Source organism: Megamonas sp. (genome assembly GCF_986095205.1).
In genome coordinates this window covers 18,113-43,575 of sequence record NZ_CFQVBI010000012.1, presented here as the reverse complement: position 1 = coordinate 43,575, position 25,463 = coordinate 18,113, and the positions used below count along the sequence as shown (strand labels likewise).

At 30.4% G+C, this 25,463-nt stretch carries 26 protein-coding genes and 1 tRNA gene; 21 read left to right on the top strand and 6 right to left on the bottom strand.

Annotated elements, in window-relative coordinates:
• Positions 1 to 15: 15 nt before the first annotated feature.
• On the top strand, positions 16 to 873 hold the full coding sequence (gene rsmI / locus AC5LAX_RS01980) for a 16S rRNA (cytidine(1402)-2'-O)-methyltransferase (protein ID WP_117585003.1): 858 nt from the start codon (positions 16 to 18) through the stop codon (positions 871 to 873).
• A gap of 76 nt (positions 874 to 949) precedes the next feature.
• Here rsmI and AC5LAX_RS01975 read toward each other — a convergent pair whose 3' ends face one another.
• The gene (locus tag AC5LAX_RS01975; RefSeq protein ID WP_018999621.1) at positions 950 to 1,963 is read right to left on the bottom strand and encodes a hypothetical protein; all 1,014 of its coding nucleotides are present in this window, start codon (positions 1,961 to 1,963) and stop codon (positions 950 to 952) included.
• 130 nt (positions 1,964 to 2,093) lie between these two features.
• Between AC5LAX_RS01975 and metG the strand changes: the two genes are divergently transcribed.
• From metG to AC5LAX_RS01945, 6 genes are all read left to right on the top strand, one after another.
• Positions 2,094 to 4,043 carry a methionine--tRNA ligase gene (metG, locus tag AC5LAX_RS01970; protein WP_288908826.1) on the top strand — a complete coding sequence of 650 codons (1,950 nt, stop codon included), beginning with the start codon at positions 2,094 to 2,096 and terminating at the stop codon, positions 4,041 to 4,043.
• On the top strand, positions 4,043 to 4,807 hold the full coding sequence (locus tag AC5LAX_RS01965; protein ID WP_115151048.1) for a TatD family hydrolase: 765 nt from the start codon (positions 4,043 to 4,045) through the stop codon (positions 4,805 to 4,807). Before metG ends, AC5LAX_RS01965 begins: the two co-directional genes overlap by 1 nt.
• A 397-nt stretch (positions 4,808 to 5,204) precedes the next feature.
• Positions 5,205 to 6,188: a resuscitation-promoting factor gene (locus AC5LAX_RS01960; RefSeq protein ID WP_288908827.1), complete on the top strand. Its 984-nt coding sequence runs from the start codon at positions 5,205 to 5,207 to the stop codon at positions 6,186 to 6,188.
• A 205-nt stretch (positions 6,189 to 6,393) separates the two neighbouring features.
• On the top strand, positions 6,394 to 6,960 hold the full coding sequence (gene rnmV, locus AC5LAX_RS01955; protein WP_008538715.1) for a ribonuclease M5: 567 nt from the start codon (positions 6,394 to 6,396) through the stop codon (positions 6,958 to 6,960).
• 22 nt (positions 6,961 to 6,982) lie between these two features.
• Entirely contained in the window at positions 6,983 to 7,846 is an 864-nt protein-coding gene (gene rsmA, locus AC5LAX_RS01950) for a 16S rRNA (adenine(1518)-N(6)/adenine(1519)-N(6))-dimethyltransferase RsmA (protein ID WP_278474954.1), read from the top strand.
• A gap of 3 nt (positions 7,847 to 7,849) precedes the next feature.
• The gene (locus AC5LAX_RS01945; protein ID WP_288908829.1) at positions 7,850 to 8,605 is read left to right on the top strand and encodes an exodeoxyribonuclease III; all 756 of its coding nucleotides are present in this window, start codon (positions 7,850 to 7,852) and stop codon (positions 8,603 to 8,605) included.
• Between the two features lie 47 nt (positions 8,606 to 8,652).
• On the opposite strand, the gene AC5LAX_RS01940 is transcribed toward AC5LAX_RS01945, so the two are convergent.
• Positions 8,653 to 9,180 carry a hypothetical protein gene (locus tag AC5LAX_RS01940; RefSeq protein ID WP_288908830.1) on the bottom strand — a complete coding sequence of 176 codons (528 nt, stop codon included), beginning with the start codon at positions 9,178 to 9,180 and terminating at the stop codon, positions 8,653 to 8,655.
• Between the two features lie 128 nt (positions 9,181 to 9,308).
• Here AC5LAX_RS01940 and AC5LAX_RS01935 point away from each other — a divergent pair.
• Positions 9,309 to 9,395: transfer RNA gene (locus AC5LAX_RS01935), tRNA-Leu, on the top strand.
• Between the two features lie 635 nt (positions 9,396 to 10,030).
• Here the strand turns inward: AC5LAX_RS01935 and AC5LAX_RS01930 are convergent.
• From AC5LAX_RS01930 to AC5LAX_RS01920, 3 genes are read right to left on the bottom strand one after another with little or no spacing between them, the layout of a single operon-like run.
• Positions 10,031 to 10,429 (bottom strand): zinc ribbon domain-containing protein, encoded by a 399-nt coding sequence (locus AC5LAX_RS01930; protein WP_288908831.1) that lies wholly within the window; start codon positions 10,427 to 10,429, stop codon positions 10,031 to 10,033.
• A 25-nt stretch (positions 10,430 to 10,454) separates the two neighbouring features.
• Positions 10,455 to 10,853: a hypothetical protein gene (locus AC5LAX_RS01925; protein ID WP_015562825.1), complete on the bottom strand. Its 399-nt coding sequence runs from the start codon at positions 10,851 to 10,853 to the stop codon at positions 10,455 to 10,457.
• Between the two features lie 25 nt (positions 10,854 to 10,878).
• Positions 10,879 to 11,859, bottom strand: a complete 981-nt coding sequence (locus tag AC5LAX_RS01920) for a zinc ribbon domain-containing protein (RefSeq protein WP_288908832.1) — start codon at positions 11,857 to 11,859, stop codon at positions 10,879 to 10,881.
• 315 nt (positions 11,860 to 12,174) lie between these two features.
• Here AC5LAX_RS01920 and AC5LAX_RS01915 point away from each other — a divergent pair, with 315 nt between their 5' ends.
• The 4 genes from AC5LAX_RS01915 to AC5LAX_RS01900 all read left to right on the top strand — a co-directional run bounded on the left by AC5LAX_RS01915 (position 12,175) and on the right by AC5LAX_RS01900 (position 15,003).
• Entirely contained in the window at positions 12,175 to 12,666 is a 492-nt protein-coding gene (locus tag AC5LAX_RS01915; RefSeq protein WP_288908833.1) for a YajQ family cyclic di-GMP-binding protein, read from the top strand.
• A 125-nt stretch (positions 12,667 to 12,791) separates the two neighbouring features.
• Entirely contained in the window at positions 12,792 to 13,157 is a 366-nt protein-coding gene (locus AC5LAX_RS01910) for a hypothetical protein (protein WP_204965286.1), read from the top strand.
• Between the two features lie 190 nt (positions 13,158 to 13,347).
• Complete coding sequence (locus AC5LAX_RS01905; RefSeq protein ID WP_204921367.1) at positions 13,348 to 13,926, top strand: hypothetical protein; 579 nt, start codon at positions 13,348 to 13,350, stop codon at positions 13,924 to 13,926.
• Between the two features lie 183 nt (positions 13,927 to 14,109).
• Entirely contained in the window at positions 14,110 to 15,003 is an 894-nt protein-coding gene (locus tag AC5LAX_RS01900) for a DUF5655 domain-containing protein (RefSeq protein ID WP_278402344.1), read from the top strand.
• 26 nt (positions 15,004 to 15,029) lie between these two features.
• On the opposite strand, the gene AC5LAX_RS01895 is transcribed toward AC5LAX_RS01900, so the two are convergent.
• Positions 15,030 to 16,658, bottom strand: coding sequence for a bifunctional metallophosphatase/5'-nucleotidase (locus AC5LAX_RS01895; RefSeq protein ID WP_288908836.1), 1,629 nt, complete (start codon positions 16,656 to 16,658; stop codon positions 15,030 to 15,032).
• Between the two features lie 190 nt (positions 16,659 to 16,848).
• Here AC5LAX_RS01895 and AC5LAX_RS01890 point away from each other — a divergent pair, with 190 nt between their 5' ends.
• From AC5LAX_RS01890 to AC5LAX_RS01850, 9 genes are all read left to right on the top strand, one after another.
• Complete coding sequence (locus AC5LAX_RS01890) at positions 16,849 to 17,688, top strand: HNH endonuclease (RefSeq protein ID WP_288908838.1); 840 nt, start codon at positions 16,849 to 16,851, stop codon at positions 17,686 to 17,688.
• An 18-nt stretch (positions 17,689 to 17,706) separates the two neighbouring features.
• The gene (locus AC5LAX_RS01885) at positions 17,707 to 18,339 is read left to right on the top strand and encodes a trimeric intracellular cation channel family protein (protein WP_008538700.1); all 633 of its coding nucleotides are present in this window, start codon (positions 17,707 to 17,709) and stop codon (positions 18,337 to 18,339) included.
• Between the two features lie 30 nt (positions 18,340 to 18,369).
• The gene (locus AC5LAX_RS01880; protein ID WP_015562814.1) at positions 18,370 to 19,284 is read left to right on the top strand and encodes a LysR family transcriptional regulator; all 915 of its coding nucleotides are present in this window, start codon (positions 18,370 to 18,372) and stop codon (positions 19,282 to 19,284) included.
• Positions 19,285 to 19,483: 199 nt separating this feature from the next.
• On the top strand, positions 19,484 to 19,924 hold the full coding sequence (rplM, locus tag AC5LAX_RS01875) for a 50S ribosomal protein L13 (protein WP_019000111.1): 441 nt from the start codon (positions 19,484 to 19,486) through the stop codon (positions 19,922 to 19,924).
• Positions 19,925 to 19,944: 20 nt separating this feature from the next.
• Entirely contained in the window at positions 19,945 to 20,337 is a 393-nt protein-coding gene (gene rpsI, locus AC5LAX_RS01870; protein ID WP_091695066.1) for a 30S ribosomal protein S9, read from the top strand.
• 131 nt (positions 20,338 to 20,468) lie between these two features.
• Entirely contained in the window at positions 20,469 to 21,407 is a 939-nt protein-coding gene (gene deoR, locus AC5LAX_RS01865; RefSeq protein WP_008538696.1) for a DNA-binding transcriptional repressor DeoR, read from the top strand.
• 61 nt (positions 21,408 to 21,468) lie between these two features.
• Positions 21,469 to 22,794 (top strand): anaerobic C4-dicarboxylate transporter family protein, encoded by a 1,326-nt coding sequence (locus tag AC5LAX_RS01860; protein ID WP_008538695.1) that lies wholly within the window; start codon positions 21,469 to 21,471, stop codon positions 22,792 to 22,794.
• 320 nt (positions 22,795 to 23,114) lie between these two features.
• On the top strand, positions 23,115 to 24,431 hold the full coding sequence (fucP, locus tag AC5LAX_RS01855) for an L-fucose:H+ symporter permease (protein WP_117463422.1): 1,317 nt from the start codon (positions 23,115 to 23,117) through the stop codon (positions 24,429 to 24,431).
• Between the two features lie 3 nt (positions 24,432 to 24,434).
• Positions 24,435 to 25,457, top strand: coding sequence for an aldose 1-epimerase family protein (locus AC5LAX_RS01850; protein WP_288908839.1), 1,023 nt, complete (start codon positions 24,435 to 24,437; stop codon positions 25,455 to 25,457).
• Positions 25,458 to 25,463: the final 6 nt, after the last annotated feature.

The following is a 25,463-nucleotide window of genomic DNA, read 5'->3' as shown; positions in this document are numbered from 1 at the left end:
GCGAGGTGAATATATATGGTAGAAAATAAAAATGGCTGTTTATATTTAGTAGCTACTCCTATTGGAAATTTAGAAGATATGACTTATCGTGGAGTTAGGATTTTAAATGAAGTAGATTTAATTGCAGCTGAAGATACAAGAAATACACGAAAATTATTATCACATTATGATATTCATACAGCGCTTACAAGCTATCATGAACATAATAAATTTGAAAAAGGGCCACAGCTTATAACAAAACTTCAAGAAGGGTTAAATGTCGCTGTAGTAAGTGATGCAGGTCTTCCAGGAATTGCTGACCCTGGTACGCATTTAGCACAACTAGCGATACAGGAAGGTATAAAAGTAACGCCTATTCCTGGAGCAAATGCAGCTCTATCGGCACTTATTTGCTCTGGTATAGATACAAGAAAATTCACTTTCATAGGATTTTTGCCCAAGACAAGTAAAAAACGCAAAGAATTATTAGAGTCTATAAAATTTAGAGAAGAAACATTGATTTTTTATGAAACACCATATCATCTAAAAGATATGTTGAAAGAATTAATGAATATTTTAGGCAAAGATAGACAGGCTTCAACTTGTAGAGAGCTTACGAAAAAATTTGAAGAATTTAATCGTGGCACTTTAGAAGAATTAGTAAATTATTTCCATGAAAATGAACCTCGTGGTGAATTTGTAGTTATTGTATCTGGAATTACTGAAGAAATGTTAAATGAACAAGAAGATACAAAAGAAGATATCTCTCCTGTGAAATATGTGCAGGATTTAATGGAAAAGGGCATAAATAAAAAAGAAGCCATGCGTATGGCTGCAAAAGCTTTAAATATGAGTAGACGAGATATTTATCAAGCATTGTTAAAAGATGATTGATATTTTATGTATTTGATATAAAATAAAAACTCTGCTATATCTAAATTGATATTTTGGATATAACAGAGTTTTTTTATTAAAGCTTAGATAATAGAGTTGTTTGTGTTGGTTGAGGTAAATCTGTTTCAGGAAGTGGAAGCGCAGAAGTTTTTACTTCTTGAGGAATTTCATCGACTGTAGTGTTGTTTAGATGAGAAATTCTAATATTTAAATTGAATTTGCTGAGATTTAGATAATTTTTAAATGTATTACGCAATACATAGCCATTCACATCAGAAAATTCTTCATCAGGAATACTATCTAAAACTTCATTACCAAATTCTTGAATATTATTGGAGAAATCTGTTTTTAAATTAGTTATGGATTGAGATTTTTTATCAATGGTCAATTCATAAGAAATCTTTCTAGGTTTAGCAAGACTTTCTACTAATTGAGGATTTTTTGCTAGTAGATTATCTAGTTTTTCTAAATTTTGCTTTTGTTTATCATCTTTAGCATAAAGCGTTTTTAATTCTGCCTTCATGCCTTCATCTAAAATTGGTCTAGTATAAGTTACATAGATTTTAGCAGTATTTTTATTCACATCATACATAAATATATTAGTGATATTTTGAGTGAATTTATCTAAATTAAATTGTTTTTTTTGGGAGAATAATTCATTGGCATTATCAGCAAGTGTTGTACTAGATATATACCATTGGTCAGGATTTATATCATTGATGAGAGGAGTTGTTTTCATCTTTAAATATTGATTTAAATTATTATCAGCAATCTCAGTATAAAATTGAGTTGTAGCTTCAAATTTAATAGTATCTATCCAGCTATTAAAAGAAATATTCATATTACCAGATGTATTCATCAATTCAGAGTATTTACCATCGACAATGATATCACCATCAGCAAGTGGACTTGTCATAGATAAATTGATTTTATAAGTCAAATTTTTAGCATTAGCAGTATTTTCTACAGCTTGTTTGAGGTAATCAATGGCTTCATCTTGTGCTTTATTAGCAAAAACTGTGCTACTAAAACAAAATACAAATAAAGATAATAGTAAAATTAATAAATGCTTCGATTTCATAGTATTCATAGTATCGCCACCTTTATACTTTTTCTTTAATTATACCATAGATTATTAGTAGGTTAATATTTTTATTATGGATTTTTTTGTATTTGTTGTATAATAAATTAGATACAAATTTTTAAAGGAGGAATTATTGTTGGCTAAACAATCTTTTTATATAACTACGCCAATTTATTATCCTAGTGCAAAACTTCATATCGGTCATGCTTATTGTACAACAATTGCAGATAGTATTGCTCGTTATAAACGTTTATCCGATTTTGATGTATTTTTCTTAACTGGTTCTGATGAACACGGTCAAAAAATTGAACAGAAAGCCGAAGAACAAGGTGTTACACCTATTGAATATGTAGATAAAATAGTTGCAGGCTTCCAAAATTTATGGAAAAGATTAAATATCTCCAATGACGATTTCATTCGTACTACACAAAAACGCCATGAAAAAGTAGTACAAGAAGTTTTCAAACGCATTTATGAAAAAGGCGATATTTATAAAGGTGCATATAAAGGCTTATATTGCACACCTTGCGAAAGCTTCTGGCTCGAACGTCAATTAGTTGATGGTAAATGCCCAGATTGCGGTCGTGAAGTAAAAGAAGTAGCAGAAGAAGCATATTTCTTCAAGATTTCTAAATATGCTGATCGCTTACTTGAATACATTGAAGCAAATCCAGATTTCATTCAGCCAGTATCCCGCAGAAATGAAATGATTAACTTCATTAAACAAGGCTTAGAAGATTTATGTATTTCTCGTACATCTTTTGACTGGGGTATTCCTGTACCAATTGATGAAAAACATGTAATTTATGTATGGTTTGATGCACTTACAAACTATTTAACACCAATTGGATACTTAGATGACCCAGAAAAATTCAACAAATTCTGGCCAGCAGACCTTCACCTTGTAGGTAAAGAAATTGTTCGCTTCCATACAATTATTTGGCCAATAATCTTGATGGCACTTGATTTACCACTTCCTAAAAAAGTATATGGTCATGGTTGGCTTGTAGTTGATGGCGATAAAATGAGTAAATCTAAAGGAAATGTAATCGATCCAATCGGCTTAATTGATGAATTTGGTGCAGATGCTATCCGTTATTTCTTACTTCGTGAAATCAATTTAGGTCAAGACGGTAACTTCTCTCGTGAGGCTTTGATTTCTCGCATTAACTCTGACCTTGCAAATGACCTTGGAAACTTATTACATCGTACACTCAGTATGATTAATAAATATAATAAAGGCATTATCGAACAGCCTGGCGATATTCGTGAAGTAGACCAAGCATTAATCGATGATGCTACAAAAACTATTGCTGAATATAAAAACTACATGGATAATATGAAACTCAGCGATAGCATTAAACTTGTATGGTCATTTATCAGTCGTACAAATAAATATATTGATGAAACTACTCCATGGGTTTTAGGTAAAGATGAAGCTAGAAAAGCTGAATTAAATCGTGTACTTTATGATTTAGTAGAAAGCTTACGTGCAATCAGTGTAATGATTGAGCCATTCATTCCTACTACAGCTCGTCGTATTTGGGCTCAATTGAATTTACCACAAAACTTTGATGAAATTCGCATCAGCGATATCGAAGGTTGGGGCAAAACTCCTGTAGGTATTCAAATTAATAAACCAGAACAGCTCTTCCCTCGTATTGAAATCGAAGAAGAAAAACCAGAAGCTAAAAAAGAAGTAAAAGAAAATAAAAAAGCTAAAAAAGAAGAACCAAAAGCTCCAGAAAAAGCTAAAGAAAATGAAGATGGTATGATTGGCATAGAAGATTTTAGTAAAATTGATTTACGTGTAGTAGAAATTTTAGCTGCCGAACCTGTGCCAAAAACAGATAAACTCATGAAAATACAAGTTTCTTTAGGCGATGAAGAAAGAACAGTAGTATCTGGTATTGCTAAATTCTATAAACCAGAAGATTTAATTGGCAAACATGTAGTTTTAGTTGCTAATTTAAAACCTGCAAAACTTCGTGGAGTAATGAGCCATGGTATGCTTTTAGCTGCTTCTAAAGGTGATGAACTTCAAATAGTAGAAACTACAATGCCTGTGGGTAGTAAGGTGAAATAATGTTAGTAGATACACATGCACATCTTGATGATTTAAAATACGAAGAAGATAGACAAGAAGTAATAGCTAGAGCAAAAGCTGAAGGTACAACAAGAATTATCACTATGGGTGATACTATGGAGTCTTCATTTAATGCTATTAAAATTGCAGATAATTTTGATGGTGTTTTTGCAGGTGCTGGGGTACATCCACAAGAAGCTTTGAGCATACAAAGCAGTAAAGATTATGATACTTTGGCAGAACTTATGACTTTACCAAAGGTAAAAGTTTTAGGTGAAATTGGCTTAGATTATTATTATGAAAATGCTCCTCGTGAAGTTCAGCGTGAAGTATTTATTCGTCAATTAGATGTAGCAAGACAAATGCATATGCCAGTTAGCATACATGACCGTGATGCTCATGGCGATACTATGGCAATCTTGAAAAAAGAAGGAAAAGGGCTGACAGGCTCAATACATTGTTTTTCTGGTAGCTATGAAATGGCAAAAGAATTATTAAAAATGGGTTGGTTCTTAGGTGTTGATGGACCACTTACTTTTAAAAATTCAGCAAAATTGCCAGAAATAGTGGCAAAAATTCCTTTGGAAAGATTGCTTTTAGAAACAGATTGCCCATATTTGGCACCTGTTCCTAAACGTGGCAGACGTAATGAACCAGCATATGTAAAATATATAGCAGAAAAAGTAGCAGAGATTAGAAATATTTCTTTAGAAGAAGTAGCAAATCAAACAACTAAAAATGCTATAGAAGTATTTAATTTATAAAATAAAAGCTTTTCTTTAAGTGGAAGTAAAATTCCTTTAAAGAAAAGCTTTTTTATCTTGTTTTTATATAAATAATATTAATTTTTATAGAATGAAATTATATATGTAATTAATAATTATACAAAAAACACGATAAATGATATATATGTGAAATAGATTAATTATAAGTAAAATTTCTGTATTTATTTTTATGAGCCGTTTGCATTTAAATGCCTTATTTATTTACATGAAATACATCATATTTTAGGTGTAAACACATAGAAAAATCCTTTATTTATAAGGTTTTTTACTAGATTACAATTTACAATTTTACAAGTACAAATGTTACATATTTATGAAGAAATTTGACACAAGTGTAAATACTTGGTATAATATCTTTTCGTAAAGGAGGAATTCAATGGATTTTAAAAACCTATTAAGCCACAATTTAACAAAATGTAAACTAACTACAGTAGTGGTTTTATGTTTTGCAATGGCTACATTAACTGGATTTGTAACAGCAAATAAAAATGTCACAATTGTAGCAGATGGTAATAAAATGGTAGTCAATACGGTCTATGATAATCCAAAGAATATATTGAAGCAAGCTGGTATAAAGTTAGATAATGGAGATGATTATACAGTATCTACAGGTAATATAACTGATAATGCTGTAATTACAATCAATCGTGCAATGCCAGTAACTGTAGAAATTGATGGAGATACAAAAGTAGTAAAAACCACAAAGAAAACTGTGGGAGAATTGATATCTTCAATGAATTTAGATGAAGATAAGTATTTTGTTGAGGGCGGTAAAGATACTCAACTACATACTGATGCAAAAGTAAAAGTTTTAAATGTTTCTAGTAAATTAGTATTAAGAGATGAAGTACAAAATTATCAGGTGATAAAAGAGCCAGATAGCTCTATGATCCGTGGTAATGAAGAAGTAATTCAAGCTGGAAGAAATGGTTTAAATAGATTATTAGTTAGAGAAAAATATCATAAAGGTATTAAAGTGGGAGAAGAAGTAGTACAAACTTCTCAATTAGTTCGTCCTGTAAATCAGGTTGTTCGTGAAGGCACAGCAGAACCGATGAATACTATTGGTTTGAGATCATATTCTCAAGTATTGTATATGGAAGCTAGTGCATATTTACCTTATGATGGTGGCGGTGCTGGATATACGGCGCTTGGTATTCCTGCTCGTTATGGTGTAGTAGCTGTAGACCCAGATATTATTCCACTTGGAACACGTGTATATATTCCAGGTTATGGTGAAGCTATTGCAGCAGATACTGGCGGTGCGATTAATGGCTATATGATTGATTTATGTATGGAAGATTATACTCAAGCTATAGCTTTTGGTCGTCGTGGTGTAGAAGTTTATATTTTAGATTGATATTTGTATAAATTGATTTAAAATAGTAGGATAGATAGAAAATTATATATAAAGATGAAAAAGAGTCTGTAAGTTTACAGGCTCTTTTTGTCTAGAGTATATGGCTTTTTACTTGCGTTTTTTGATATATTTTTGTTATACTAAAAAAATATGAGTTTATTTGTAATATTTTAGTTTAGTTGAAAAATAAGTGAGAAGGTTTTTAATGATAAAAGAAGTTTTAGTTGTAGAAGGAAAAATGGACGTTGTAGCCATTAATAAAGCAGTTGAAGCCGATTGTATTATCACAGAAGGTTTTAATTTATTGCCTAAGACTATAAAAAATATTAGAGCTGCTTATGAAAAACGTGGCATTATTATTTTAACTGATCCAGATTCAGCTGGAGAGCGAATTCGCACATATTTAACAAGAAGATTTCCTAATGCAAAGCATGCTTTTGTACCTTGTGAAGAAGCTACTGCAAATGATGATATAGGTATAGAGCAAGCAAGTCCTGAAGCTATTCGCAAAGCATTGGCTAAAGTGCGTACAATGAATTGGAAACCTAGTGATGAATTTAGTGCTACTGATTTAATTTTAAATCGCTTAAATGGTTTTGCAAATTCTGGTGTTCGCAGGGCAAAATTAGGTGCTATTTTAGGAATTGGTTTTGCCAATGCTAAAACTTTTTTACGCAGATTAAATAATTATGGAATTACTAGAGATGAATTTAATCAAGCTTTAGCAAAATTAAATTCAGAAAATGATATTAATGAAGTTGAAAATAAATAATAAATTGGAGGAATTTTAATTAATGAAGCAACCTACTATTGCTAATAAGAAGGTTACAAGATATATTTTACAGCGTTTTGGCATTCATATGAGCAAACGCTTAGGTCAAAACTTTTTAATAGATGCTAGTATTGTACAGGGAATTGTAGATGCAGCAAATGTGCAGGAAAATGATAGAGTATTAGAAATCGGCCCTGGTATCGGTACTTTGACTCAAGCTTTAGCTGAAACTGGAGCAGAGGTTACTTGTGTAGAATTAGATAAAAGATTGCCAGAAGTTTTAGCACATACTTTAGACGCTTATGACAATGTGCGTGTTATTCAAGGAGATATTTTAAAAGTAAATATTCCAGAAATCATGGGCGATAAACCATTTAAAGTAGTAGCTAATTTGCCATATTATATTACTACACCAATTATCATGGCTTTGCTCGAAAAACATTTGCCAATAACAGATATCGTAGTAATGGTACAAAAAGAAGTAGCAGAACGTATGGCAGCACAGCCAGGCGGTAAAACATATGGTGCTTTATCTGTAGCAGTGCAGTATTATACAGTTCCTGAAATCGCTTTATATGTACCACCACGTTCTTTCATGCCACCTCCAGAAGTGGACTCTGTAGTAGTGAACTGTAAAGTTAGACAGACTCCTGCCGTAGAGCTTATTGATGAAAAGATGTTCTTTAGAGTGGTAAAAGCAGCTTTTGGTCAACGTCGTAAGACTTTAAATAATGCTTTAAAATCCATGGGCGTAGATAAAAATATCATTGCTGATGTATTAGATAAAGCTGGAATAGAAGCAACTCGTCGCGGAGAAACTTTGACTATGGAAGAGTTTGGAGCTATTGCTAATATTTTGGCACAAATGGCAAAACAGGAGGCATAATTTATGAAATTTGTTTCTTGGAATGTAAATGGTCTTCGTGCTTGTATGAATAAAGGTTTCATGGAGACTTTTCAAACTTTAGATGCAGATATTTTTTGTTTACAAGAAACAAAAATGCAACCTCATCAATTAGAATTAGATTTACCTGGATATAAGCAGTATTGGAATAGTGCAGAAAAAAAGGGTTATTCAGGTACAGCTATTTTTACTAAAGTAGAGCCATTAAATGTAAGTTATGGTTTAGGTATAGAAGAACATGACCATGAAGGTCGTGTAATCACTTTAGAATTTGATAAATTCTTTATGGTTTGCGTATATACACCGAATTCTAAGCGAGAATTAGAGCGCTTGGATTACCGTATGCAATGGGAAGATGCTTTTCGCAATTATTTAATTGAATTAAATAAGCAAAAACCTGTCGTGATATGTGGAGATTTAAATGTTGCTCATAAAGAGATTGATTTAAAAAATCCTAAGACAAATCGCCGTAGTGCAGGTTTTACTGATGAAGAACGCAGTAAAATGACTGAATTATTACAAGCAGGTTTTGTAGATACTTTCCGCTATCTTTATCCGGATAAAACAAGCATTTATTCATGGTGGTCATATATGCGAAAAGCTCGTGAAAATAATGCTGGGTGGAGAATTGATTATTTTATCGTATCTAAAGATATTGAAGCAAATATAAAAGAAGCTGGCATTCACAATGAATTTTTTGGTAGTGACCATTGTCCAGTTAGTTTGGAATTAGATATTTAAATAAAATGGCAATAGACTTTATTTTATAATAAGCCTATTGCCATTTTTTATCCTTCAAAACTGTATTCAATTATGCTACCAGATGGACAAGAAACTTCTTTTCCTTTAAATAGTAAACCTGAAAAAGGAACGATAATATTGCTTGCTATATTGGCATAATTTTTGCCACCTTTTAATTTTAAATCGCAAGGAAATTCTAAAATACTGCCATCAGCTAAAGTGATATTATTTAATTTTATGCGGATAATAGCACTTTCCCCAAGCAATCTACTGCCATGGATTTTAGTAATCATACCTTGAAGTTTTGTATCTTTAGGCAAAATGATTTCGTTATTAACAATTAAATCTTGGTAAAGACGGAAGTTGATTAAATCGTATTTATGATTAGTTTTACTGCCTAAATTATCTATATTTATTATTTGCATAGTAGTTTTTTCTGGTAAATGTAAATAAGTAATAGTATTAGTTGTGGTATTTTGGGGATTTTTATTATTTTGAGCATAAGTTATAGAAGGTAAGTAAATAATACAGGAGAAAATAATTAGTAAAGTAAGAAAAACAGATTTTGGTGACATAAAAAATCCTTTCATATTAAAAAATATATTAATATTATAATAGATATATTTAATTAAGTTAAGATAATTATTTATATTGACAGTATAATTATAGAATGATATAATATTACTGTTGTTTAACACAATATGCCGAAGTGGCGGAATTGGCAGACGCACTTGACTCAAAATCAAGCGTAGTCCCCTACGTGCCGGTTCGAGTCCGGCCTTCGGCACCACTAGTAAATTTAAGGCTTTACGGGTTTTCCGTAAAGCCTTTTTTGTTGTCTAAATTTGAGTATATAAACTTTTAAATAATTCTATTGAATAATAAGAGGTTATGACAGGAAAGATAAAGTCAATTATAAAAAAATTTATATATAGGTTATAATAAAATTTTTAAAGATTTAGAAGTAAAAATTGGTTTGATTTTTCTTTATAAGTAGAAATAAAGAAGCTATAACAATTTGAGTTTTAACTCTTTTTGTTATAGCTTTACGAAGAGTTATTCTTTGATATTATGGTAATATATTGCTTTTGATTTTTTATCAATATACCTAGTTGGAATCAGGAAAAAGTATTTCAATAGCTATAATAAATAGTACAAATCCAACTATAAACATTATAAATCACCTCTTATAATAATCATTATTTATAATATAAGGCTAATTAAAATAATTTTACTTTCAAATATTATTGTTTTCAATATATGAGGTTTTAAAAGTAGTGTTTTGAGAATCGTATCGTTATTAGACTGAAAATAAATTTGAGGGCTTGAATATGGACGCTTCAAAAAGTATCATTAATTTAGTAACGAGGCGATGCGGATACTATTTTTTGCTATTTAGGGTTATTTTTTATGTTAAGTATATATTTATTCTGCCATAACACCAATGAGAATAAGTAAAATAAATAAAATCGCAAAACCAATGAGAGCATATATAATAGTATATTTTAGAATTTGAAGTAATGTATCTAAAAAGGTTTTTTCTGATGGTGATGGATTTATGGTTTGCGGTGTTAAAGCTGTTCCGCATTTTAAACAGAATTTATCGCTAGGAGATATTTCTAAGCCACAATTAGGGCATTTTAAGGAATTATTTATGCTGGAATTAGCATTATTTTTTGCTTTATTTTCATTGAATTTATTATAAAGATAATAGATGATATAACCAATAATTGCTATGATAAATAATGCACAAATAATATCAGCATAAGGTGCTAAAATAGCTTTTAATTCACGTTTAAATAATGATTTTAATACACTTTCCATTGTTTACACCTACAGTATTTATATTTTATTTTGCTCTATATTGGTGTAGAATTTTTTGCATGATATCTAGTCCGTCTAAAACAGTTGTAGGATTGCCATTTATATCTAAATATGCTAGTTCAAAACTATTATCTTTATATAATTTAAATTGAGCAGTTAGTTTTGCAGGTTTATTATTCCAATTACATTCGCCTGTAAATTCTACAATACGATCATTTTTATCAGAAACGAAAGATTTCCATTTGCCATTTTTAAAGAATTGGTCAAAAGCTTTGCCTACAGGTGCATTAGGAGCCATATACATTGTTCCATTTTTTACGGATTGTACATATTTATCATCGCCACAACCTGCAACTAATGCACTCATTAAAGATAATATCATTACTAATATTATTAATCTTGGGGATTTTAATTGTTTATTCATATTAAAACTCCTTTAAAATTTATAATTATTCGCCGAATAAATCATCAAAAAGACTGCCTACACTATCGGAAATACTGGAATCTTCTTCACCACTATCTGAAGAAATATCAGCATCTGCTGAAGGTTCAATTTGTTCTGTTGCAGTAAGTTCTGAATTATTATCCAGATTAGAAATATGGTTTGTACCATCATCACTTGTATTAGCAGGAGTTATTTGTTCGCTAGCTGTACTTAATGGATCAACTACATTGGTAACAAATTCTTCTGGTGTTTGGATATAGTCACTAGCAGAATCTACTGTTTGATTAATTGTATCCGTAGGATTGATTGGTGCATTGAGGTCAGGAAGAGGACTTGTATCAGCATTATGTGGTGCAGCACTAGCTGTAGAAGCGGAATGAAGCATAGAACTAGCTACAGCACCAACAGCAGCAGCTGCTGCATATTTACCTACATTTTTTAAGGTGCTATTGTCATTATTTTGATTGGCTTGATTATTTGGGTTAGAAGCAAATTGTTGATTGACATGATTATTAGGATTTTGAGGGAAAAATGGTGCTTGAGGAGAAAAATTATTAACAGATGGCGAAGGATTATTTTGTAGAGGTGCACTTTGTTTTAATATATCCATAGCCTGATACAAATAAGCCATAGCCATATAAAATTTAGCATTTTGATTGCCGAGTAAAGAAGATTTTTGAAAGTGATTGATTGCTTTAATATAATTATGTTGAGGATTGTTTATATCCATGTATTGTTGACCAATGGCAAATTCTTGTGAAGCCATTTGCATATTATTAGGATTTGGCATATTATTAATTTGTTGAGTTTGTTGATTATGCATATAAGGTGGCATAGTATTAGAATTTGAAGTATTATAATTGATATTTGTTGGAGCCATATTTTGTTGTGGGGTAGGAATTTGTGAAAATTTAGCTCCGCAATTAGTGCAAAAAGCATTTTCATTAGGCATTTTAGCTCCACAATGAGTACAGAATTTATACATATAAAAAACTCCTTTTTATAAAATAGATTTAAATAATGGATAATTTTTTTATAAAAATACTTATTATAGAATTATTATGCTACTAAAAAGAGTAAATTCCCATGAACTAAATAGGTTGATTTTTTCATTATTAGAGAAAATATATAAATGTATTTAATCGTGATATTTGCTAATCTATAATTGTAAATAATGATAATAGATTTATTAAAAGTAATAGCGAAAAAAGAAGGTTTTAAAGTTAGTCTTTAAAGCCTTTTTTTATATTTGGCGATATGATAAAATATAAGCACGAATTTTAAAAATGGAGTGATATAAATGGCAAAAGATAGTTCATTCGACATTGTATCTCAAGTTGATATGCAAGAAATGAGCAATGCTGTTAACCAAACAGAAAAAGAAATTTCTCAGCGTTATGATTTCCGTGGTAGTATTGCAAGTATTGAATTAGAAGATAAAGCAATTAAAATCGCAGCAGAAGATGATTATAAATTAAATGCTATCATTGATATTTTACGTGCACGCATGGCAAAAAGAGGCTTATCTTTACGTTCTTTAGAACTCGGCAAAATCGAAGATGCAGCAAAAGGTTCTGTTCGTCAAATGCTCACTATTAAACAGGGTATTTCTAAGGAAAATGCAAAGAAAATTATCGCTGCGATAAAAGCTACAAAATTAAAAGTTAATACACAAATGCAAGGTGAACAAGTTCGTGTTTTTGGTGCGAAAAAAGATGATTTGCAAGCAGTTATACAGACCTTAAAAGCTGGCGATTTTGGTATTGATTTACAATTCATCAATATGAGATAAAAAATTAACCACCGTTTTATGCGGTGGTTTTTTTATTTATTTCTAATAGTGAAATTTTTCATCTTTAAGGATTATGGAGTTTTAATATTTTTAGTAGCATAATAGTTGATAAAGGAGGAATAAAAATGAACATATTGAAAAAATTTTGTTTAATAGGTTTATGTGCATTTTCAGTAATATTTTGTGAAGCGATAATACCTATGCAATCCGCTTATGCTTATCAAGAAAATATTTCTCGTGGGTATGAATTAATTGAAGGAACATGGCAAGGTAGAGATGGCAGTATAATGAATATAACGGATAGAGATTTTGGCAAAGCTTCATATAGTGTAAGAAGTGTATCTAATGATGGCAGTTATACAGTTGTTACTATTAGTGTAAATGGTGGACGTAGTATAAATACTTTAACTTTTGACAATAACAATCCTAATTATATGATGTTAAATAATGTATCTACAGGATATTCAGCAGATTATGTTAGAGTTGGATAAATGAAAGATAAAACCACTATTTTAATATTTAAATAGTGGTTTTGTTTTGAGAATAAAGCAGGACTAATAATATTTATTTAGTACATAATAGTATAAAAAAATATATAAATTGTCCTTTGAGGATAAGGATTTTTTAGAGATATATAGTATAGTAAAAGCAGAAATTATAAATTATAAGGGAGGCATAATCATGAAATTTATGCGTATTTGTTTATTAGTTTGTGGCTTAATGTTAGCCTTTGTCGGAGTAACATATGCAAGTTCATTTTCTGTTTCCGCAGATAAATATGGAAAAGTAGAAGGCAATGGCATAGAATTTAGTTTTTCAGAAAATAATAAAACCATTCAAATTGCATTCTTAACAAAAGATAATGAAAGATATTTAATTGCAGGTAAAGATGGAGAACCTATTTATGCTGCCAAAATACCAAATGTAAAATATGTAAGAGTAAAGCAAGTATATGATACAGAAACAGGAAAATATGCTTATATTATATCGGGAAGTATAAATAGTATGGGTGATTCAGATTTGTCACTTCTAATGGGCTATGATGAACAAAAACAAGCATGGCAACTATATGTAAATCCAATAAATTATTATAATCCTTTAGGAAAATATGCTGAAGGATATATATATGTAGAAAATGGAGAACTTATTTTAGCATATAGCATAATATCTAAACATCCAAAAGCACAAGAATATCATTTCTTCTGGGATGAAAATAACAATTGGTTCGGCTATAAAGATTATGGAATAGTTCAACATTAATTTTGAAATTAATATATTAAGAAAAAGGCTTGATTTAATAGTTGATAAAATTATTAAGTCAAGCCTTTTATAATGGTTTATTTAATATACATATGGGTTTTTTTCATAAATGATTTAATTTTTTATATTAATAAATATTGGTATAATTAGAGATGATTTGATAATATTTTGTAGGTGAGTATAATGTCAGAAATAAAGTTATTTAGTATAAAGAATGATGTAAAACAATTAATACCGTCAGAAGTTTTATTAGAAAAAGAATTGCAAAATTTAATAGAAGATAATATGGAAAAATTCTTTGGTGTTCGATTTTTAAAAAGCGAATATGTTATAACTAATGGAAGAATGGATAGCATAGGAATTGATGAAAATAATTGTCCTGTAATTGTAGAGTATAAGCGTAGTAGTAATGAAAATATTATAAATCAAGGATTGTTTTATTTAGATTGGCTTTTAGACCATAAAGATGCTTTTCATATGTTAGTTGCTGAAAAATATGGTTATGAATATGTAAAAAATATTGATTGGTCTGCACCATGTGTTATTTGTATTGCGAGTAATTTTACACGATATGATATACATGCTATTAATCAAATGCAAAAAAATATAAAATTAGTAAAGTATAAGAAATATAGTAATGATTTGATTTTATTTGAGCATTTAAATTCACCAAAAGTAGAAAATATTGTTCATCAAAAAGATTTGATTAGTAGGAAAAATAATAATTATAAAACTCATGTAGAAAAATTAAAAACTGTTCCAGAAAAAATAAATATATTATATGATTCTATTTGTAATTATATAGAATCTCTAGGTGATGATATAGAGTCTAACCAATTAAAATATTATTTGGCATATAAAAAAGTTCAAAATATGGCATGTATTGAACTTTATAATAAATATGTTGCCATTTATTTAAAATTAAATCCTGATAAGATTAAATTAGAAGAAGGATTTACTAGAGATATGAGAAATATAGGGCATTATGGAACTGGTGATTTAGAAATAATTATTAAAGATGAACAAAGTTTTGAAAAGGCTAAAAGTTTAATAGAAAAAGCGTATAATGAAATGTAAAAGCAGGTAAATAATACCTGCTTTTTTTATTTGATGATTGTTATACGATTTTGACCATATGGGTTGGCATATTCATTGCCGATAGTGGCATTAAGATAATTTTGAATGTATTCGATAATTACATCTGTTTCGGATAGTTCTTCATTTTGAAGTATAGGGCTGTCTTTGAACATTGTCATACCATTGCCAGCGAATTTCAAGATATAAGAAGTTCCACCAATAGTATATTTTTTATTTAAATCTAAATCCTTACCATTTATTTTTACGTCTTGAACACGATAAGCGCCATCTACTTTTATGAAATTACCTTTTTCATCAGTTATTACAGACGATGGGATTTTACTATTAATCGTATAAGTAGCACCAGAGATTTGCATAAATCCACCAAATTCTTCAGGATAGCGGATAGCTCCCATTTCTAAAGCGTCTAATAGTTGTTGTCCTGTGATTTCTAGGACTACACACATATTGCCAAATGGAAACGTTGTTAAAATATCATTATAGGAAAAATCGCCTATAGGTAATTCATTGCGGATTGCTCCACCATTGCAGATTGCTACATCAGTATTTAAAACTATTCTATAAGCATCAGTTACAAAATCACCGAGATTTGTTTCGCTATTTCTGACTAAGCGTGTATTAGTATTAGGAGCGTTAGTGGTGAGTTTTACTGTATTTGTTCCGATTATTTGATTGAGCAAAGGTGCATATTTATTCTTTTCTTCATTGATTAAGTCGGTAGTTTTTTGATTGGTTTTTGTTAAATCATTGATTAATTCAGTGGAGATTTTACCTTGTGGTGTGATGGTCAATTTACCAATATTTTGAAGTTTAGTGCCTGTTTGAGTGATGAGAACATTTTTTCCTTGTTTATTTTTAGCTATAAAACTAGGAATGACTTCATGAGAATGACCATCAATGATAGCGTCAATACCTTGTGTATTTTGAGCTACAGCAAGGCTACTCCAGCGAGGTGTGATACCATTCATGCCTAGATGAGCTACTAAAAAGACATAATCTACGCCAAGTTTTTTCACTGTATCTACAGTATTTTGGATATTAGTGTATAATTTTTTGCCAGTAGCGTCTTCATTAAAGGAATAAATAAAATTTCCCTTATCGTCCTGAAAATAAGCAGGTGTAGAAGAATTGAGTGTTTCAGGCGTTGTAACACCTATTAAAGCTATTTTTTTATCATCGAATTGGAAAATTTTATAAGCTGGCAATAAATTTTTTCCTGTAATTGTATTTACTAAATTAGAACTATAATAACCGCAAGATAATTTGTCGTTTAAAGCGAGAAATCTATCCATACCATAATCAAATTCATGGTTGCCAGGAATAGCAAAGTCATAGCCTATTTCATTCATGATATTGGTGATAGCTTCGCCAGTGGATAATTTGCCGATAGGAGCCCCTTGAATGGCATCACCTGCGTCAACTAAAGCAATATATGGTGTATCTTGTTGTAAATCTTCTTTGTATTGAGCTAATTTAGTATATCCTAGATTATCTTCGATACCACAGTGAACATCATTAGTGTATAAGATGACGATATCTTTTTGTATAGCCCATGCAGAATTTGGTATAAAAATAAAGCAAAAAGTAAGTAAAGCAAGAAATAATTGACGAATTTTTAATTGATAAATTGGCATAATAGAACCTCCTTTGAATAAAAATATGTATATAGATATTATATATTAGAATGATATTTTTAGATAATAATTTAAATAAATTGGTAAAATAGTAGTAATTTTTAGTAGTTGGAAATAGAGAAAATTTTTAGTAAAATAAATTTTTATGAAGAAGATTGAATGTATTATGAGGATAAATTGAGGTGAGAATATGAGTTTTAAAACATCATTAAAAATTGGACAAGTTTTGACGAATGATAAATTAATGAAAGAATTTAGTGTGGCAAATTCTGGCGGAATGAGAAGAAGTTTAAAAAATAATGTTTTAGTTATTATTTCAGATCATACAAAGGGTTTATATGATGATAAATATTACGGTAATGAATTACATTATACAGGTATGGGTATGAAGGGAGATCAGGAATTATATAAACAACAAAATAAAACTTTAGCTGAGTCTAATAGTAATGGAATAGAAGTACATTTATTTGAAGTATTTAAGGCAAAAGAATATATATATTGTGGTATTGTAAAGCTTTGTAAAGAGCCTTATCAAGAAAAAGAATTGGATGAAGATAACAATGAACGAAAAGTATGGATGTTTCCATTAATTATTCTTGATAGTGAAGAAATGATAGATAGTGATGTGTATAATGTTTATTATCAGGATAAGATTAAAAAAATAAGAAAATTGTCTAAAGATAATTTGGAACAGATTGTAAGAGAAAAAAATAATGTTAAAACATCGTATAGAACAATAAAAACAACTACATATATTAGAGACCCATATATAGCAGAATATGCGAAATTAAGAGCAGATGGGTTTTGTCAATTATGTGGAGAAAAAGCACCTTTTTATACAAAAAATAATAAACCATATTTAGAAGCTCATCATTTGAAATGGTTATCTAAAGGTGGAACAGATACGATAGATAATGTAGTAGCATTATGTCCTAATTGTCATAGAAAAATGCACGAATTAAATGATAAAGATGATATTAAAAAATTGAAAATGGTGTTAGATGAATATAATAAAATAAGAGATTATTAAAATAAAAGGTGGATAGTTATGATTTTTTTATGGACTTTTTTTGAGATTGCAGGAACAATTGCTTTTGCTATTTCAGGTGCCTTGGTAGGAATATCAAGACGTATGGATATTTTTGGTATATTGGTATTGGCTTTAAGCACAGCTATTGGTGGTGGTATTATTCGTGATGTTTTGGTGGGGAACATTCCTCCAAATTCTTTTAAAACTTCGTTATATATAGTGCTTACAACAGTCATTACTTTTATTATCTTTTTTATTTATCGCAACCAAATTTTACGATATATGTCGAGAAGAAAACTTCGTAAAATGTATTTATTAGCAGATACTTTAGGGTTAGCTTCATTTACAGTTACAGGGACTACAATAGGCTTTAATGCTTATCCTGAATATCCATTATTTGCGATTACATTGGGATTGATAACAGCAGTAGGTGGCGGTATTATTCGTGATGTATTAGCGCAAAGAATACCTTCAGTATTACAAGAAGAAATATATGCATTGCCATCTATAATTGGAGGAATAGTATTTTATCTTATAGCGATTATAGGCGATGATTATTGGTATTTAGCATCACCTATATCCTTTTTTGTAGTATTTTTCTTGCGTATGATAGGTATTTACTATCATTTGAGTTTGCCAAAAGTGCGTTAATAATTAAAAAAATAGGAGTAAAGGAAGAATATGACTTTACAACAATTAAAATACATTATAGAAATTGTAAATTGTGGTTCAATGAATTTAGCAGCTCAAAAATTATTTGTTTCTCAACCTAGTTTATCGAATGCAGTTAAAGAATTAGAGAAAGAGTTGGGTATTGAGATTTTCATTCGCACTAATAAAGGTGTAACTTTATCTTCTAGTGGACAGGAATTTTTAGGTTATGCAAGACAGATTATTGAGCAAACTGAATTATTAGAACAGCGTTATCATAAAGATAAGCCAGCACGGAGATTATTAGCTGTATCTACGCAACATTATGCTTTTTCTGTGAATGCTTTTGTAAATTTAATTAAAGAATATGCTCAAGATGAATATGATTTTACGTTGAGAGAAACGAAAACACATGAAATCATTGATGATGTAAAAAATATGCGCAGTGAGATTGGTGTATTGTATTTGAGTAAATTTAATGAACAAGTAATACGCAAAATACTCCAGGAAAATGATTTATGTTTTAAAGAATTATTTACGGCTAATCCACATGTATTTTTATCAGCAAAGCATCCATTGGCCAATAAAGATATTGTAACTTTTGCCGATTTAGAACCATATCCATGTCTTTCTTTTGAGCAGGGAATTTATAATTCTTTTTATTTTGCCGAAGAGATACATTCAACAATATCTCATCGTAAAAATATTTATGTCAGTGATAGAGCGACTTTATTTAACTTAGCTATAGGCTTAAATGGTTATACTATATCTACAGGTGTATTGAGTGAAGATTTAAATGGTACAAATATAATTGCTATTCCACTTGATAGTGATGAAAAAATCTGTGTGGGCTATATTTATAATAAATATAATCATTTAAGTAAATTGGCTCAAAGCTATATAAAAAAATTAGAACATTATATAGCTTTAAGTGCAAAGTTGTAAGACTTTTATTAAACTGCAATAAAAATATTGTAAAATTTATTTAAGAAAATACTTGACTTTAGAAGTCATTTACTTTAAAATATCTTCGTATGACGTTCGATGACGGCTTCCACTAGCCCCGGAACCGTGCAAAGGACATCTATTGAGAAAAAAGATTCAATATTAAATAGTTGAAAATTGTACAGGGAGGGATATACAAGTGAAAACAACATTCATGGCAAACGCTGCTAACGTTGAACGTAAATGGTACGTAGTTGATGCAGAAGGCCAGACAGTAGGTAGATTAGCTGCTGAAGTTGCAAAAGTACTTCGCGGTAAACATAAACCAACATTCACACCACATGTTGACACTGGTGATTTTGTCATCGTAGTTAATGCTGATAAAGTGGTATTCAGCGGTAAAAAATTAACTGATAAAACTTATTTCCGTCATTCTGGATATCCAGGAGGCACAACTTTTACAACTCCTCAGAAAATGCTCGCAACACAGCCTGAGAAAGTTGTAGAAATGGCTGTTCGTGGTATGCTTCCTAAAAATAAATTAGGTGCACAGATGTACAGAAAACTTAATGTTTATGCTGGCCCAGAACATCCACATGCTGCTCAGAAACCAGAAGTTTTGGAATTAAATATTAGATAATACTTGGAAGGAGGAACAATATAATGGCAGTATCCTACTACGGCACAGGCCGCAGAAAGACTTCAGTTGCTAGAGTTCGTCTGGTTCCAGGTGAAGGCAACGTTGTAATCAATGGCCGTCATATTGATGAATATTTCGGCATTAAAACTTTAGATTTAATCGTTAAACAGCCTCTTAACTTAACTGAAACAGCTGATAAATATGATGTTATCGCTAACGTTCAGGGTGGTGGCCCTTCCGGTCAGGCTGGTGCTATTCGTCACGGTATTTCCCGTGCTTTATTAGAACTCGATGCTGAACTTCGTCCTGCTCTTAAAAAAGCTGGATTCTTAACACGTGACCCACGTGAAAAAGAACGTCGTAAATACGGTCTCAAAAAAGCTCGTAAAGCATCTCAGTTCTCCAAACGTTAATCACATACGATTATCAAAGAGAATACAAAGCTCACAATCTTTCTGGTTGTGGGCTTTTTCTTTTATTTTTTATATGTTAAGATATAAATGCTAATTTTGCAGTTTAATATAATATAAAGGGGGTGTAATTAATGGAACAAAATAAGGATAGACTTAGCATTGATGTTGCCAAGCTTTATTATAAATCAGATTATAGCCAACAACAGATAGCCAATAAATTAAATCTATCAAGACCTACAGTATCAAGATTGTTGCAATATGCAAAAGAAAAAGGTTTTGTACAGATAAATATAGCTGACCCTATAGAAGATAATAGTTCTTTAGAAGAAGCCTTATGTGAGAAATATAATTTAGATGTGGTAAAGATTGCTTATGCGCCTTTAAATACGACAAATGAGATTAAAAAATCCATAAGCATAAAAGCAGCTGATTATTTACATGAGATAGCCAAAGATGGCGATATTATTGGTGTATGTTGGGGAACTACTATCTATAATATGGCTTTAAATTTAAAACATAAAGCGTTAAAAGGCGTGCAGATTGTACAATTAAAAGGTGGAATAAGTCATTCACAAAGCAATACATATGCTTACGAAGTAGTAGAATTATTCTCAGAAGCGTTTTCTACAGTAGGACGATATTTACCACTTCCAGTAATGTTTGATACGGTACAGATAAAAGAATTAATTGAAAAAGATAAACATATTAAAAAGATTTTAGATTTAGGACGACAGGCTAATATTGCTGTCTTTACAGTAGGTACTGTAAAAAATGACGCTTTATTATTTAGATTGGGTTATATTGATAAAAAAGATAGAGATATTATACAAAATAGAGCAGTAGGCGATATCTGTTCAAGATTTTTTGATGCTCAAGGAAATATTTGTGATAAAGAATTAGATGAACGTACAGTAGGAATAAAATTAGAAGAATTAAAGGCTAAAGAAAAACGTATATTAGTAGCAGGCAGCCAAAGAAAAATAACAGCAATAAAAGCAGCATTAAAAGGTGAATTTGCAAATATTTTAGTTACAGATCAATATACAGCAGAAGAATTATTAAAGGATTAATTGATTAATAATTTGATATATTAAGTATTTTAATATATATCATCTAAAAATAAAAAAGGGGTTGATTTTCATTTTTAGTTTTTGGTTAGAATTAGCAGTTATTGTTATCTGTTTAGCTATCGGTGGACGCTTTAGTGGTATTGGTCTTGGTGTAGCAGGTGGTTTTGGTCTTGCTATTTTGACTTTAGGTTTTGGTCTTCCAGTAGGAGAAATGCCAACAAGCGTAGTATTCATCATTATGACTGTTATTACATGTGTATCTTTATTACAAGGTGCAGGCGGTCTTGATTATATGATATCCATGGCCGAAAAAATTCTTCGTAAAAAACCTAGTGCTATTACTTTTTTAGGTCCATTAGTATCATATATTTTCACAGTTATTTGTGGCACTTCTTATGTAGCTTTTTCTGTATATCCAGTTATTGCAGAAATTGCGATTAATGCAAAAGTTCGTCCAGAACGTGCTATGTCTATGTCAGTTATTGCATCTAATATGGCAGTTTGTGCTAGTCCTACAAGTGCGATTGCTGCGGCTATGATTGCAATTACAGCACCAATCGGTGTTACTCCACTTAGTTTACTTGCAGTTACAGTGCCGGCATGTTTGATTGGGGTATTAGTAGGTTGTTTATTCGTGTACAAACGTGGAGCAGAACTTGCCGATGATCCAGAATTTAAACGTCGTGTAGCTACAGGTCAATTCCAAGAAGATTATGTTTTGGAAAGAGATACACAAAATGCTACTACATCAGCAAAAGTATCTGTAGTTATTTTCTTATTAGCTATTGCTATTATTGTGGGAATGACTTCTCACCCTGATTTATTGCCAAATATTGGCCCAGGTGGAAAACCTATTTCTGTACCAACTTTATTACAAATCATGATGCTTGCTACTGGTGCTATTATCATGGTAGTTTGTCGTGTACCTAGAGATAAATTAGACTCTGGTTCTGTATTTAAATCTGGTCTTATTGGAGCAGTAGGTATTTTAGGTATTTCTTGGATGACTGATACATTTTTTGCTACACATTTAAAATTTATTACAGATGTATTTGCTCAAACATTGATACAATATCCTATGCTTTTTGGTGCAATGTTATTTGTTACTTCTATGGTATTATACAGTCCAGCAGCAACAGCCGTAGCTTTAATGCCAATTGGTGTATCCTTAGGATTACCAGCAGAAGTATTAATTGGTCTTATTCCAGCAACTTGTGCAGTATTCATCATACCAGGTGGTGCTCAAATTAGTTGTGTTGCTTTTGACCGTACAGGTACAACTAAAATTGGTCGTTTCGGCTTTAACCATAGTTATTTAATCCCAGGATTAGTATCTATGGCAGCTTCTACAGTATTATCCTTAGCGATAGCATATATTATATTTTAATATTAAGACCTCACATTTTTATTTATGTGGGGTCTTTGTTATAATTTAATGTAGAATAAAAATTTTTAGAAAATATTGACTTACTGAAATATACATGTTATTATATGAATGTAAATTTTGGTTTGAGTTTTAGTAAAACGTTTTATTAAAATATATATCATATTTTTAGATATATATTTTATTTTATAATTTTTAGTAAAACGTTTTATTAAAAGTGATTAGGCATAATAAAAAATAAAAATGGCTAGGAGGAAGATTTATAATTTATTTTTTGGGTTAAGTTTTTTTAGATTTATGATTAATTTGAAAGAGAGTTAAAAATGACAGAAAGTAGTAAATTAATTCAGTATGATGATGGTTATTTGAATAAGACCCCAATATTCCAATTTGTGTTATTATCTTGTTTATTTGCACTTTGGGGTGCGGCAGCTAGTTTAAATGATATTTTGATTACGCAATTTAAATCAGTTTTTACTTTGAGCGATTTTGCTAGTGCTTTAGTACAAAGTGCTTTTTATGGTGGGTATTTCTTAATTTCCATACCAGCATCTGTAGTTATTCGTAAAACTACATATAAATTAGCAATTATGATTGGTTTAATTTTCTATATCGGTGGTTGTAGTTTATTTTTCCCAGCTTCTATGATGGCAACTTACACTATGTTTTTAGTAGCTATTTTCTCCATTGCTATTGGTCTTGGTTTCTTGGAAACAGCTTCTAACACTTATAGTACTATGCTTGGCCCTCGTAAATATGCAACACTTCGCTTAAATATTAGCCAAACATTCCAGCCAATTGGTTCAGCATCTGGTATCTTACTTGGTAAATATTTAGTTTTCCAAGAAGGTGAAAGTTTAGCAAGTCAGATGGCTCAAATGACTCCAGATCAAATTCATTTATTCAGATTACAGATGTTACAACATACTTTAGAGCCTTATAAAATTATGATTTGTATTTTAGTAGCTATTTTTATTCTATTTTTAATCACTAAATATCCAAAATGTAAAGTAAAAGAAGTAGCAAATAATCAGAATACGCCAAAAGTAACCTTAGGCGAAACTTTAAAATATCTTTCTGGTAATAGCTTATTCAAAAAAGGTATTGTAGCTCAATTCTTATATGTAGGTATGCAAGTTGCAGTTTGGTCATTTACTATTCGTTTAGCTTTAGATTTAATGCCTCATATTAATGAACGTATGGCAGCAGATTTCATGGTAATTAGCTTTGTTTGTTTCTTCGTTGGTAAATTTATTGCTAATTTCTTGATGACTAAGTTCTCTGTAAATAAAGTTTTATTAGCTTATTCTATTATTGGTTGTATTTTAATTTTATATGTAGCATTTATTCCAAATTTAACAGCTATTTATGCAGCAGTAGCTATCAGTATTTTACTTGGACCTTGCTGGGCAACTATTTATGCTGAAACATTAAAATCTGTAGAGAAAAAATATACAGAAACTGCAGGGGCAATAATTGTAATGTCTATCATTGGTGGTGCTTTTATGCCAGCAGTACAAGGTTTTGTATCCGATATGGTAGGTTCTATGCAATTTTCCTTTATTGTTAATTTCTTCTGTTTTGCTTATATAGGTTGGTATTTCTATTACAAAATGAAACTTGAAAATAAAGAGGGTTAATTTATGAATACAAAAATATATTTACAGCGTGGTTTCTTTGCTGAAAATGCAAAAACTATCATGGAAAATGATGAATTTAAAGCAAATTTATTTAAATATAGTTCAGACGTAGAAGCGATAGAAGTAACAAATTCTCGTGGTAAAATAATTGTTCTTCCTTATATGGGACAGATGATTTGGCGAGTTGAATTTGATGATATTGATTTAACCATGAAAAATATGTTTTCCAGACCAAGAAAAGTGAATAATATTTTAGATACTTATGGTTGTTTTGCTTTTCATTCAGGTCTTTTAGCTAATGGTTGTCCATCAAGTGAAGATACACATCCAATGCATGGTGAATTTTGTTGTGCTGATTTAGATATTACATGGCTTGAATTTAGTGAAGATGAAGTTATTATTGGCGGTGAATATGAATATTGCCAAGGTTTTGGTTTTAAATATTTAGCTAGACCTAGTGTAAGTTTGAAAGCAAATGCTACAAATATAAAAATCAGCATGCAAGTAAAAAATCTTACAAGCGTAGAAATGCCATTACAATATATGTGTCATATAAATCACCATTATGTGGATAAAGGTGAATTCAAAGCTAATATACCAGATGAAGCTTTTAAATTGCGTGAAAGTATTCCTAGTCATATAAAACCTACGAAAGAATGGTTTGCTTATACTGATGAAATAAAAAAAGTACAAGTTGAAGGAAAAACTTTGACTAAATTGGAAAATCCTGATTTATATAATACAGAAGTGGTATTTCTAGCCGATAGACTTGATAAATACACAGATGAAGCTATAGTAGAGATTAATTCTCCAGAAGGATATGGTTTTAAAACTCAGTTTTCAACTAAAGATTTTAAATATGGTACACGTTGGATTATGTATACACCAGAACAGCAAGTATCTTCTTGCATAATTCCAGGAACATGTAGACCAGAAGGATTTTTAGCAGCAAAAAAAGCTGGTAGTCTACTTATGTTACAACCTAATGAAGAAAAAACATTTAGCGTAATTACTGGTTTAAAATAATAAGTA